At 23.5% G+C, this 12,767-nt stretch carries 11 protein-coding genes; 8 read left to right on the top strand and 3 right to left on the bottom strand.

From position 1 onward, the window contains the following. Positions 1–246: 246 nt before the first annotated feature. Positions 247–1,890 (bottom strand): alpha,alpha-phosphotrehalase, encoded by a 1,644-nt coding sequence (gene treC, locus T364_RS0101490; RefSeq protein WP_027127993.1) that lies wholly within the window; start codon positions 1,888–1,890, stop codon positions 247–249. Position 1,891: 1 nt separating this feature from the next. After that, complete coding sequence (locus tag T364_RS11020; RefSeq protein WP_027127992.1) at positions 1,892–3,811, bottom strand: fructose-specific PTS transporter subunit EIIC; 1,920 nt, start codon at positions 3,809–3,811, stop codon at positions 1,892–1,894. A 224-nt stretch (positions 3,812–4,035) separates the two neighbouring features. Between T364_RS11020 and T364_RS0101480 the strand changes: the two genes are divergently transcribed. The 8 genes from T364_RS0101480 (at position 4,036) to T364_RS0101445 (ending at position 11,689) form a co-directional block, all read left to right on the top strand. Beyond that, positions 4,036–6,135: a BglG family transcription antiterminator gene (locus tag T364_RS0101480; protein WP_027127991.1), complete on the top strand. Its 2,100-nt coding sequence runs from the start codon at positions 4,036–4,038 to the stop codon at positions 6,133–6,135. A 29-nt stretch (positions 6,136–6,164) separates the two neighbouring features. Next, the gene (locus T364_RS0101475; protein ID WP_027127990.1) at positions 6,165–6,614 is read left to right on the top strand and encodes a GNAT family N-acetyltransferase; all 450 of its coding nucleotides are present in this window, start codon (positions 6,165–6,167) and stop codon (positions 6,612–6,614) included. A gap of 181 nt (positions 6,615–6,795) precedes the next feature. After that, positions 6,796–7,470 carry a dethiobiotin synthase gene (gene bioD, locus T364_RS0101470; RefSeq protein ID WP_027127989.1) on the top strand — a complete coding sequence of 225 codons (675 nt, stop codon included), beginning with the start codon at positions 6,796–6,798 and terminating at the stop codon, positions 7,468–7,470. Then, the gene (gene bioA / locus T364_RS0101465; RefSeq protein ID WP_027127988.1) at positions 7,464–8,840 is read left to right on the top strand and encodes an adenosylmethionine--8-amino-7-oxononanoate transaminase; all 1,377 of its coding nucleotides are present in this window, start codon (positions 7,464–7,466) and stop codon (positions 8,838–8,840) included. Before bioD ends, bioA begins: the two co-directional genes overlap by 7 nt. After that, a complete protein-coding gene (locus T364_RS0101460; protein ID WP_027127987.1) occupies positions 8,827–9,951 on the top strand; it encodes an aminotransferase class I/II-fold pyridoxal phosphate-dependent enzyme in 1,125 nt (374 codons plus the stop codon). Before bioA ends, T364_RS0101460 begins: the two co-directional genes overlap by 14 nt. Then, entirely contained in the window at positions 9,929–10,540 is a 612-nt protein-coding gene (locus T364_RS0101455; protein ID WP_027127986.1) for a pimeloyl-ACP methyl esterase BioG family protein, read from the top strand. Before T364_RS0101460 ends, T364_RS0101455 begins: the two co-directional genes overlap by 23 nt. Next, positions 10,530–11,198 (top strand): methyltransferase domain-containing protein, encoded by a 669-nt coding sequence (locus T364_RS0101450; protein WP_027127985.1) that lies wholly within the window; start codon positions 10,530–10,532, stop codon positions 11,196–11,198. Before T364_RS0101455 ends, T364_RS0101450 begins: the two co-directional genes overlap by 11 nt. A 92-nt stretch (positions 11,199–11,290) precedes the next feature. Then, entirely contained in the window at positions 11,291–11,689 is a 399-nt protein-coding gene (locus T364_RS0101445) for a universal stress protein (RefSeq protein ID WP_035945194.1), read from the top strand. A gap of 48 nt (positions 11,690–11,737) precedes the next feature. On the opposite strand, the gene T364_RS0101440 is transcribed toward T364_RS0101445, so the two are convergent. After that, positions 11,738–12,553: a hypothetical protein gene (locus T364_RS0101440; protein WP_027127983.1), complete on the bottom strand. Its 816-nt coding sequence runs from the start codon at positions 12,551–12,553 to the stop codon at positions 11,738–11,740. Positions 12,554–12,767: the final 214 nt, after the last annotated feature.

The following is a 12,767-nucleotide window of genomic DNA, read 5'->3' as shown; positions in this document are numbered from 1 at the left end:
AAATGGCTTTAAATTGAAAAAATTGCTGAAAGGATTATTAATCCTTTCAGCTTTTTTTCTTTTTAAAAAAATAAGGAGATTTTCAAATTAGTAAAAAATAAATAAAAAAGAAAAATTAATAAAATTTTATTTCAGACAATAAAAAAAAAGTGTCATAAATTAATGATTAAAAATTATCAATTTATAACACTTATATTAACTAAATTTTTATCAATTTTAATTGATAAAAGAAAGAATTTTTTTATCTTATTTTTTATAAAAAACAAAAGTATCAAAAGGTTCTAAAGTTAATTTAGAAGTAAGCTTTATAATATTATTATTAGAAAGTATACAAGAATAATTTTTTTCAATTTCTTCTTTAGGTAAAGTTATCTCTTTTTTATTTTTATAATTTAAAATAACTAATATTTCTTCAGAATTATATTTTCTTTTATAAATATAAATATCTTTTTCTGTTATAACTGGAATAAATTCTCCTTCACTAATAGGAAGATAATTTTTTCTTAGTTGAATTAATTTTTTATAATAATGTAAAATACTATCACAATCATTTATTTGATTTTCAACATTTATTTGTTTAAAATTTTTAATTGGATTTATCCAAGGAATTATATTACTGAACCCGCCAAAATTTTTATTATTCCATTGCATAGGAGTTCTTCCATTATCACGTGACCTTTCTTGAATAATTTTTAATGCTTCTTCTGGAGATTTTCCTTCTTTTAGAAAAATATCATAATAATTTAAAGATTCAATATCTTTGAAATCATTTATAGTCTCAAAATAAGTATTAGTCATTCCTATTTCTTCACCTTGATAAATATAAGGAGTTCCTCTTAAACAATGTATCATAGTAGCTAACATTTTTGCTGATTTTTTCCAATAAATTTTATCGTCACCTAATCTAGAAACTATTCTTGGTTGGTCATGATTACACCAGAAGAGAGCATTCCAAGCATTATTTTTTTGCATTCCTAATTGCCAAGTATTAAGAATTTCTTTTAGTTCTTCAAAGTCTGCTTCTTGAAGTTCCCATTTATTTTTGTTTTTATAATCAATTTTTAAATGATGAAAGCTAAATACCATAGATAATTCATTTTCTTTTTCTCCAGAATATTTATAACAATTTTCTATAGTTGTTGATGACATTTCTCCAACTGTAACTATATTTTTTAATTTTCCAAAAGAATTTTTATTCAATTCTTTTAAATAAGAATGAATATTAGGTCCATCAGTATAAAATCTTCTTCCATCTCCAATGAAATCATCTTTAAAAATTTGAGGCTTTGAAATTAAATTAACTACATCAAATCTAAATCCTTCAATACCTTTATTTATCCAAAAATTTACAATTTTTGTCATTTCTTTTCTAACCTCAGGATTTTCCCAATTTAAGTCGGCTTGTGTTTTATCAAAAAGATGTAAATAATACATATCAAGTTCTTTACAATATTCCCAAGTATTTCCTCCAAATTTAGAAACCCAATTTGTAGGAAGTTTATTATCAATAGACTTTTTAAAAAAATAATAATTTTGATATTTTTTATTTCCTTGAATTGCTTGTTTAAACCAAATATGTTCTGTAGAAGTATGATTAAAAACCATGTCGAGCATTAATTTAATTCCATATTTTGAAGCTTCTAAGATTAATTCATCTAAATCTTCCATAGTTCCATAAAGAGGGTCAATATTATAATAATCAGCTACATCATAACCATTATCCCTTTGAGGTGAAACGAAAAATGGAGTTATCCAAATGTAATCAATTCCTAAAAAATTTAAATATTTTAGTTTTTTAGTAATACCTTTTAAATCTCCAATTCCATCATTATTAGAATCGTAAAAAGATTTTGGATAAATTTGATAAACAACTTTATTTTTAAAACTCATATTATTTTACCACCTCTTCTGAGATATTTTTTCTAATTAGAATATTAACAATAGCTATAAAAAGAGCTCCTACAAAGATAGATAAAATATAAAGATGCCACTTATAAACTGCAAACCAACCATAAAATCCAGAAATTGGAAGAGGATTATCAACTCCTAAAAATACTGCCATTGCTGCTGAAAGACTAGAACCTAAAACAGTAGTTGTAATTACAAGAAATGGAGATTCTATAGCAAAAGGAATAGCTCCTTCTGTTACTCCAACAAGTCCCATTAAAATTGCAGATTTTCCAGCTTCTTGTAAAGATTTATTGTATTTTTTCTTACCAATAATGGTAGCTAATCCTAAACCTAATGGTGGAACAACAATTCCTATCATAGCAGCAGTATTTGGAGTAGTAATTCCAGAAACTACTAAAGCTAAAGCTGTTGTTAAAGCAGCTTTATTAACAGGACCTCCTAAATCAAATCCCATCATTCCTCCTACAATGGCAGCAAGAAGAACTTTATTTGAGCCACTCATTCCTTTTAACCATTCTTCAAGTCCTTTATTTATTGCAGAAACAGGGTCACCTATTAAATATAATAAAATAAGTCCTGTAATTAAAACTCCTAAAACAGGAGCGATAAAAATAGATGTCATACCAGAAGCAAATTTAGGAAGTTTTATTTTTTTTAGGGTTATTTTTACTGTATATCCAGCTATAATACCAGCTATAAGAGCTCCTATAAAACCACTATTAAATTCACTAGCTAAAACTCCTCCAACAAATCCAGGAGCAATGGCAACTCTATCTCCAATAGCAAAAGCCACATATCCTCCAATAAAAGGTAACATAAGTCCTAAAGTTTTTCCTCCAAGACTATCTATAGTGTGTAAAAATCTTATTATTAAATTATCAGATATACCATAATTTGCCATCCAAATATCTCCAATTCCATAAAAAGAAGCTCCAATTCTAGCAAGTCCCATAATAACAGCTCCAGCAACAACTAGAGGTAACATATAAGATATACCAGTTAAAAATGCTCTTTTAATTTCTGAGAAACTAATTATTTTTTCTTCAATTTTTTTTATTTCTTCTTTTTTATTAACTACAGCTTCTACAATTCCGTCTGGAGAAGCAAGAGCTTTATTTATAACTTCTTTACCAGCTTTTAAAGGAACAGCCACTCTTGTTTGAAGGTATTTTTTTCCAATAAATCTCTCTATTTCTTTCACAGAAACATCAGTAGAAAAAATAACAACTTCAGCTTTTTCTATCATTTCTCTAGTTAATCTATTTTCTATTCCTTTTGCTCCTTGTTTTTCAACATGGATTCTAATTCCTAGTTCTCTAGCAGCTTTTTCTAAAGCTTCAGCAGCTAAATATGTATGAGCTATTCCTGTAGCACAAGCAGTTATAGCTATAACAAATTTACTTTCTTCTGATAATTCAATTTTTTCTTCTTTTTCATTATCTTCAACAGAATATATTATTTCTAACATTTCTTTTTTAGTTTTGGCTTCTTGTAATTTAGTAATAAATCCTTCTTTCATAAAAGAAGTTGTTAATTTACTTAACACTTCTATGTGACTATCTCCTTCTTCTTTTTTAGGGATTGCAATTAAAAATATCATATTAACTTCATTATCTTCATCTACAGATTCCCAAGTTTTTATAGGATGTTTTAATCTAGCAACAGCTATCATAGGTTTTATTACACTTTCATCTTTTCCATGAGGTATTGCTAATCCTTCTTCTAATCCTGTTGGGGAAATTGATTCTCTTTTCATTACAGCTTTAAAAAAGTTTTCTTTAGAAGTAATACCCTCATTTTCATATAATTTTTCTACTAATTTTTCTATTATTTCTTCTTTCTTTTGTAAATCTAAATCAAGTAATATTAAATTTTCATTTAATAGATTTTCAAACTTCATATTTTCCTCCTTTTTTTGAAATATTTAAACTGGTTATTTTATATTTTTAATAATATCATAGTTTTTTTTACTTGTAACTTTGTTATTTTTTTCATATTTTTTTGAAATATTAAAGCTTATAGTTCAATTTTAAGCCTTTTAATGTTATAATAAACATATTAATAAAATAAAAAATATATTTTAGTATTTTTAACCAGTTACTTTTTTTCAACTTTTTTTGAAAAATGGAGGTAATTAAAATTAATAAAAGAGAAATTAAAATTTTAGAAATTTTATTAAAATCAGAAGATGATATAAATATAAAAGAATTAAGTCAAATATTAGAAGTAAGTGATAGAAGCATTAGATATGATATTGAAAATATTAATTTTTATTTAAAGAAAGTTAATTTGAGTCTGATTGAAAAAAAGAGTAAAGGGTTTCTTGATTATTCAAAAATAGATATTAAAAAACTTTTATTCTATACTTCTGATAATAATGAAAACTTTTATAATCAATATAGAGAAGAATTAATTCTTATTAAAATTGCTTTTGAAGAAAATATAAATATTTCTAATATTTGTGAAGAGTTTAATTTAAGTAGGTCTACTATTAAAATAACTTTAAAAAATAATGAAAAAATATTGGAGAATTATGAATTAAAACTTATTCTAAATCCGCAAAAAGGTTTAAAATTATCTGGCTCAGAAGAAAATATCAGAAAATTTCAACTTAAATTACTTAACCAATTTAGATTTAATCAAGAAAATAGTAATTATAAATTTGATTTTTTAAAGAAATATATTAGTAAATATTTTGAAAAAATTGATTTAAATAATATTAAAATTTTTATAAATTATATTATTAATTCGTTGGGAAAAGTTATTTCTGATGAGGCATATGTTACTCTACTTAACTATACAGTTATTGTAATTGAAAGAGTAAGAGAAAATAAAACTTTAAGTTATTCACAAAATAGTAATTTTTTCCAACATAGTTTAGAATTTGAAATTGTTAATAAAGCTATTTCATTGTTAGAAGTATCAGAAAATATTAAATTTAATATAAATGAGATTATTAAATTTACTGATTATCTTTTAGGAAGTCATAGCTATTCAATATCATTCTCATCCTTAGATAATTGGATAGAAATAGATATTCTTATAAAAAAAATAATTATTCAATTTAGTGTAATTGCTGGAGTTAATCTTAATGATGATACTATTTTATTAGAAGGATTAGTTAATCATATAAAACCTACTGTTTATAGAATAAAAAATAAAATAGAATTAGAAAATTCAATTTTAGAAGAGTTTCTAGCTTCATATTTAGAAATTTTTACTATTACTAAAAATTCTTTAGATATTTTAGAAAAATTTTTAGGAGAGACTATTCCAGATAGTGAGATTGCCTTTATAGGAGTACATTTTAAATCAGCTTTAGATAGATGTCAAAAAAATACTACAAATATTAAAAATATTGTTATTGTTTGCGGATTAGGATATGGAACTTCAAAACTTATGGCTCAACAGATAAAAAATAGATACAATATAAATATTGTTGGTACAATTCCTTATTATCAAGTTGAAAAATTTATTGAAACAAAAAATGTTGATATGATAATTACAAATTTAAAAAATTTAAATGTCAATTCAAAAATACCTGTAGTTTATATAAAAACTTTACTTACTAATGAGGATTTTAATCTTTTAGATAGTTATAATCTTCCAAAATATAATAAAGTTGTATCTCTATCAAAAATATTAAGCAGTATTAAGTTAGGAGCAGAAATTTTTGATGAAAAAATTATTATTGATAATTTAAAAGAAAATTTTAAAGATATAATTATAGATGATACAACCACTATTTCAAAAAATCTTTCTAGTTTTTTAGAAGAAAAAAATATCCTTCTTAACCAGAAAGTAAATACTTGGGAAGAGGCAATAAAAATGGCTGGAGAAATATTGATTGAAAATGGATATGTCACTCCAACATATATTGATGGGATGATTAGTTCAATTAAAAAAAATGGGTCCTATGTTGTTGTAAGTGATTTAGTGGCTATTCCTCATGCTAAAAATGAAAACAATATTTATAATACGGGTATGGGATTATTGTGTTTAGATAGAGAAGTTTTATTTCCAGATGATGTTAAAGTTAAATTTATTTTAGCTTTTTGTTCACAAGATAATCAATCTCATCTTAATGCCATTGTCCAATTTGTTGATTTATTAAAAAAATATAATTTTTTAAGTGTTTTAGAAAAATCTACTTCTAAAAAGAAAATAATGGATACTATTAAGAAATATGAATTTTTAATACATTTTGGAAAAAATAAAATATAAGTGGAAAGAAAATATATATTGGAGGAGAGATGGTAGAAGTTTTAAAAACTTTTGAGGAACTTAGTGGTAAAGAAGTTTATGAAATTTGTAAATTAAGAAATGAAATATTTATAGTAGAACAAAATTGTCCCTATTTAGATTTAGATGGAAATGATGAAAAATGTCTACACCTATATTTTTTTGATGATGTGGAAAATGAAATTATTTGTTATTGTAGAATTATTCCAAAAGGAATAACTTATACTACTGCTTCAATAGGAAGAATAGTTGCTAATCAAAAATATAGGAAAATGGGATATACAAGAGAAATGTTAACAAAAGCTATTGAAATAATAGAGAAAAAATTTAGAGAAAAAGAAATAACTATTGGAGCTCAAAATTATTTGAGAAAGTTTTATTCATCTTTGGGATTTATTCCTATATCAGAAGTTTATGATGAAGATGGAATCCCACATGTCACTATGAAATTAAAAAAATAAAAATTATTTAATAAAAGATTAAGATTTATTAAAAGGAGAATATTGTATTTGACTTTACAATATTCTCTTTTTTTATTGTAAAAATATTTCTAATTGTTAACCTATAGAGATTTTTATTTTGAAATATCAACCTGTTTATTTTATAATAAATTTAATTTTATTAAAGGGAGTGATATAAAAAATGCAAGGATTTTTTATTACAGGAGTAGGGACTGATGTAGGAAAAACTTATATTTCATCATTATTTTTTAAAGAGTTGAGAAAATATATAAAAACAGATTATTATAAACCAATTCAAAGTGGGTGTTTTTATGAGAGAGAGAAATTAACAGCACCAGATTTAAAATTTTTATCTAATTTTAGTGGAATCTCTTATGATTCAAAAATGTGTAGTTATATGTTAATTCCAGAAGTATCTCCCCATTTAGCTAGTGAAATAGAAAATAAAAATATAGATATGAAAATAATTTATGACGAGATAGAGAGAAAAGAAAAAGAAACTTCTATTTTATTAGTAGAGGGAGCTGGTGGTGTATATGTACCAATTATAAGAGATAAATTTTATATGTTTGATTTTATGAAAAAAATTGACTATCCTGTAATTTTAGTGGCAAATACAAAAGTTGGTGGAATAAATCATGCAATGCTTAGTATAGAATTTTTAAGAAGTAAAAATATAAAAATTCATGGAATAGTTTTTAATGGATATACAGAAAAAGATTTTGAAGATGACAATATAAAAGTTGTTTTAAAAGATAGTGGTATTAAAAATTATTTAGTTATAAAAGAAAATCAAAATGAGATAGAAAAAAATCAATTATTTAATTTTTTTAATTTGGAGGATAGTTTATGTTAAGCGATTTACAAAAAAGAGATTTAAAATATATTTTTCACCCTTGTTCACAAATGAAAGATTACGAGAAATTTCCTCCAATAGTTATAACTAAAGGAGAGGGACTTTATGTTTATGATGAGTTTGGAAAAAAATATATGGATTGTGTGGGAAGTTGGTGGCTTAATCCTTTAGGACATTGTAATCCAAGAATAAATAAAGTAATTAATGAACAAATAAATACAATAGAACATATTATTTTTGCAAATTTTTCTCATAAACCAGCAATAGAATTATCAGAAGAACTTATAAAATTAGTTCCAGAAGGACTTACAAAATTATTTTTTGCTGATAATGGTTCTTCTGGTGTGGAGATAGCTTTAAAATTAGCTTTACAATCACAACATCAAAGAGGATATACAAAAAAACATAAATTAGTGACAATAAAAAATTCTTATCATGGAGAAACAATAGGAGCTTTAGCAGTTGGGGATATAGATTTTTTTACTCAGAAATATAAACCACTTATAAAAGAGGCTATAAAAGTTCAAGGTCCAGATTGTTTTAATTGTCCTTTCAAGAAAAATTATGATAACTGTGAAGCTGAATGTTTTTGTGAAATGGAAAAAGTTTTAACAGAAAATAATGAAGAAATTGTAGCAACTATAATAGAACCTATAGTCCAAGGGGCTGGAGGTATGAAAATTTATTCTCCAATTTATATGAAAAAATTGAGAGAATTGACTAAAAAGTTAAATATTACAATGATAGTAGATGAAATTGCTATGGGATTTGGAAGAACAGGAAAGATGTTTGCTAGTGAATGGGCTGGAATATCTCCAGATATTATGTGTGTTGGAAAAGCTCTAACAGCAGGATATTATCCAATGTCTATAGTTTTAATGACTGAAGAAATTTTTCAATCTTTTTATTCTGAATATTTAGAGGGAAAATCTTTTTTACATTCTCATAGTTTTTCTGGAAATCCAATTGGCTGTAGAATAGCTTTGGAAGTTTTAAAAATTTTTAGAGAAGAAAATCTTTTAGAAAAAATAAATGCTAAAGGTGATTATTTAAAGAAAAAAGCTTTAGAAATTTTTAAAGATAAAGATTATATTGGAGAAATAAGACAAATTGGACTTATGGGAGCTTTAGAAATTGTAAAAGATAAAAATACAAAGGAAAGATATGCATCTAAAGAGAGAGTAGGATATGAAATATATAAAATAGCTTTGAAAAATGGAGCTATCTTAAGACCATTAGGGGATACTATGTATTTTATGCCTCCATATATAATAACTTATGAAGAAATAGATAAAATGTTAGAAATTTGTAAAAAATCTATTGAAGAATATCTAAGCTTAAGAAATAGTGATGAAAATGGAAATAAATAAAATAGAAGAGAGATTAAGAAAAAGTAAAGAGGAAAAAAATTTTAGAAGTTTAAAAATTATTGACAAGAATAATTTAAATTTATCTTCAAATGATTATTTAGGAATTGGTCAAGATAAAAATTTAAAAGATAAATTTTTAGAGGAATTTGGAGATAAAATAAGTTTTTCTTCTAGTTCCTCAAGACTTATAACAGGAAATTATAAAATAGTTAGGGAGTTAGAAGAGGAATTAAATAAAATTTATGGAAAAAAATCTCTTGTTATGAATAGTGGTTTTTCAGCTAATAAAACAATAATAGAAACATTTTATAATAAAGATTCTTTAATAATAACAGATAGATTAAATCATGCTAGTATATATGATGGAATTTTAGCTAGTGGCAGTAAAATAATAAGGTATAAACATTTAGATATAAATCATTTAGAAAGTATATTAGAAAAATATCATAAAGATTATTCAGACATTTTAGTTGTAACAGAAACTGTTTATAGTATGGATGGAGATATTGCACCTATAAAAGAAATTGTAAATTTAAAGAAAAAATATAAATTTGATTTGATGGTTGATGAAGCTCATTCTTATGGTGTTTTTGGTTATGGAATAGCTTATGAAGAAAATTTAATAGAAGATATTGACTTTATAACAATTCCTTTAGGAAAAGGAGGAGGTTCAATAGGTTCATATACAATTTGCTCAGATATTCATAGAGATTATTTGATAAATTTTGGAAGAGAACTTATTTATACTACAGCTTTACCTCCTGTAAATAATTTATGGAATTTATTTATTTTAAAAAATATGAAAAATTTTCAAGAAAGAAGAGAAAAATTAGAAAAATTAAAAAATTTTACTTTAAATAAAATAAAAGAGATGAATTTAAAAACAACTTCAACTTCACATATTATAAGTTTAATAATAGGGGATAATGAAAAGGCAGATATTGTTTGTAAAAATCTTAGAGAAAAAGGATATGTAGTTTATCCAATAAAAAGTCCAACAGTTTTAAAAGGAAGTGAAAGAATAAGATTGGGATTAAATCCAAATATTTCAAAAAATGAGATTGAAATATTTTTAGAGGAGTTTAAAAATGAATGCAATAATCTTTTTTAATGGCTGGGGAATGAATGAAAATGCAATAAAAGATTTAAAAATTCCAGAAAATTTTATTGTAAAAAATATAACTTTTCCATATTTATTAAATGTAGAAGAATTAAAAGAATTTAAAAATATTTATTTTATAGGTTGGTCTTTTGGAGTATATTATCTTTGTAAATTTTTATCAGAAAATTTTCAAATAAAATATAAAAAAGTTATTGCAATAAATGGAACACCAGAAGTTATTGGAAAATTTGGAATAGATGAGAGAGTTTATAATTTGACTTTAAAAAATATAAATGAAAAAAATATTGAAAAATTCTATATAAATATAGGATATAAAAGAAAAAATAATGAAAAAAGTATTGAGAGTTTAATAGAGGAATTGAAATATTTGAAAGAAAATTATAAACCACAAAAAAATTATATTTCAACTGCAATAATTGGAGAAAAAGATATTACAATTCCAGCTAAGAATCAAATAAAATATTATGAAAAAGAAAAAGTTAATATTATAAAATTACCTATTTCCCACTTTCCTTTTTATTATTTAGATAGTTGGGAAAAAATTATAAATATTGATGAGGGACAAAATGAATTTTGAAAAAAATTTTTCAACATATGATAGTAATGCAATAATTCAAAAAGAAGTAGCTAAAAAATTAGTTAAGATAATTGAAGAAAATATTAATGAAAAAAAGTTTAATAGAGTTTTTGAATTAGGATGTGGAACGGGACTTTTTACTAAAGAAGTTTTAAAAAAATTTCAAATAAAAAATTTAGATTTAAATGATTATTATGATACAAAAAATTATTTTAAAGATATAAATTATAATAATTTTATAGTTGGAGATATGGTAAATTCTATAAATGAAGATTATGATATTATAATTTCAAGTTCTAGTTTTCAATGGATAGATGATTTAGAAAAATTAATTAAGAATATTTCAAAGAAAACTGATAAATTATTTTTTTCTATGTATATTGATGGAAATTTAGAAGAAATTCAAAAACACTTTGGAGTTGGTCTTAATTATAAAACATTAGGAGAAATTACAAAAATATTAAAAAAATATTTTAATGAAATTAAATATTTTAATGAGAAAAAAACTTTAGAATTTTTTACTCCATTAGAAGCATTAAAACATATTAAAAATACAGGAGTATCTTTAAAGAACACAAAAACATCTATAGAAAAAATAAAATCATATAAAACAAGAGAGTTAACTTATTCAATAGGATATTTTATAGCTAAAAAATAATCTTTAGAAATTTAAAGGAAAAAAGAGTCTAATAGAGAAAAATAAATAATAAAAATTTATTTATTATCTATTGTTTAAAGGGAGGGCTAGTTATGAAAAAAATTCTTATACCATTAGATGGAACAGAAAGAAGTATGCATTCTATTGATTTGGTAAAAAATTTGTATACTACTGATGAGATAGAATTAATATTGATGTATGTTAAAGAAGATGCCAAACTTTTTATTGAAGAAAAAGATTTTTTAGAAGCTGAAAAAGAGATGCAAGATATAGTAGCTCCAGCTATAAAACAACTAGAAGGATATAAAGTTGCTTGTGAAGTTGGATTTGTAGAGCCAGGAAAAGAAATTCTAAAATCAGCTGCAATGAATAAAGTTGATATTATAATAATGACTAAATCTACTAAAAAAGGACTTACTCGTATGATTGGTTCTGTAACTAGTTATGTAGTAAAACATGCTCCTTGTATAGTAATGATAGTTCCTGAATAAAATAATAAAGGACTGTTACAAAAATTTGTAATAGTCCTTTTTTTATAATTACTTACTAAGAGCTTCAAGTTTAATTTTTTTCTTATTAATGAAAGTTATTTTAATTTCACCATTAACTTGAGAATGTTCTGTAAACCAAAGTTTTAAAGGTTTATTTCCAATGATTCTAGGAGTACCAGAAGAGTTTGCAGTTCTACTTATTCTACCAGAGATAACTTGTTTATCCCCAACAACTATTTGTATTTCCTCTTTGTCTCCACCAACTAAATTAGAGTGAGAAGTTTTTAAATTGAAGAATCCTCTATCAAGATAGCTTTTTCCTAAAATAAATATATAAGATTCATATTCTTTTTTAGGTTTTTCAGGTTTTAATACCTCTTTCATTTCAGGTTTTTCTTCAATAATAGTTTGTATTTTTTCTTTTTCTTCTACATCTTTTTGGATAGCTACTCTATCTTTACCAATGATTTTTTTCATACGGTCTACAAGATTTTCATCATTCCAATCAGCATTAAATTCTTTTATAAGTTTAAGTATATCTTGTTTATCAAATCTAGTTTTGAAACCAAAAAATTTAGTATTTTTTAAAGCATAAATTTCAACAGGTCCATTATCTAATGTTTTTAAAATAAGTTCTTTTACTCTAACTTCTTCCCCTTCAAATTCTTTTGGAGACACATAACAATTTAATGCAAATTCTAAAACTTCATCAGTAGATGAAATAAATTTTACAAAAGAATTTACAACAAAAGCAAATACAACTTTATTTTCTTTTTTAAAGTCATTAACATCAAAATATAGATTATTTTGTAATTTTTTCCATTCACCTACTTTTTTAAATCCTAATTTAGATAAAATTTCCATAAAGTCCCCCTTTATTTCAAAAAAATTCTTATAACTATATAATACATTAAAAATCAAAAAAATTAAAGAGAAAATTTTAAAAAAATTAATGAAATAAAAGTTATTTCAATTTATTTCTAAAAATTATAAATTTTATTTTATAAAAATAGTTTTATAATTTTTAATATTATGGTACAATAAAGGATAAAAGTTTTTCTAAAAAAATGTGTCTCAA

It is taken from the genome of Fusobacterium perfoetens ATCC 29250 (assembly GCF_000622245.1).
Classification (GTDB): domain Bacteria; phylum Fusobacteriota; class Fusobacteriia; order Fusobacteriales; family Fusobacteriaceae; genus Fusobacterium_B; species Fusobacterium_B perfoetens.
The sequence above is the reverse complement of the archived record's forward strand: the minus strand, read 5'-3'. Positions and strand labels throughout refer to the sequence as shown.

Excerpts from the sequence above, each read along its gene's own strand:
- treC (WP_027127993.1), bottom strand. The coding sequence starts at position 1,890 with ATGAGTTTTAAAAATAAAGTTGTTTATCAAATTTATCCAAAATCTTTT.
- T364_RS11020 (WP_027127992.1), bottom strand. The coding sequence starts at position 3,811 with ATGAAGTTTGAAAATCTATTAAATGAAAATTTAATATTACTTGATTTA.
- T364_RS0101480 (WP_027127991.1), top strand. The coding sequence starts at position 4,036 with ATGGAGGTAATTAAAATTAATAAAAGAGAAATTAAAATTTTAGAAATT.
- T364_RS0101475 (WP_027127990.1), top strand. The coding sequence starts at position 6,165 with ATGGTAGAAGTTTTAAAAACTTTTGAGGAACTTAGTGGTAAAGAAGTT.
- bioD (WP_027127989.1), top strand. The coding sequence starts at position 6,796 with ATGCAAGGATTTTTTATTACAGGAGTAGGGACTGATGTAGGAAAAACT.
- bioA (WP_027127988.1), top strand. The coding sequence starts at position 7,464 with ATGTTAAGCGATTTACAAAAAAGAGATTTAAAATATATTTTTCACCCT.
- T364_RS0101460 (WP_027127987.1), top strand. The coding sequence starts at position 8,827 with ATGGAAATAAATAAAATAGAAGAGAGATTAAGAAAAAGTAAAGAGGAA.
- T364_RS0101455 (WP_027127986.1), top strand. The coding sequence starts at position 9,929 with ATGAATGCAATAATCTTTTTTAATGGCTGGGGAATGAATGAAAATGCA.
- T364_RS0101450 (WP_027127985.1), top strand. The coding sequence starts at position 10,530 with ATGAATTTTGAAAAAAATTTTTCAACATATGATAGTAATGCAATAATT.
- T364_RS0101445 (WP_035945194.1), top strand. The coding sequence starts at position 11,291 with ATGAAAAAAATTCTTATACCATTAGATGGAACAGAAAGAAGTATGCAT.
- T364_RS0101440 (WP_027127983.1), bottom strand. The coding sequence starts at position 12,553 with ATGGAAATTTTATCTAAATTAGGATTTAAAAAAGTAGGTGAATGGAAA.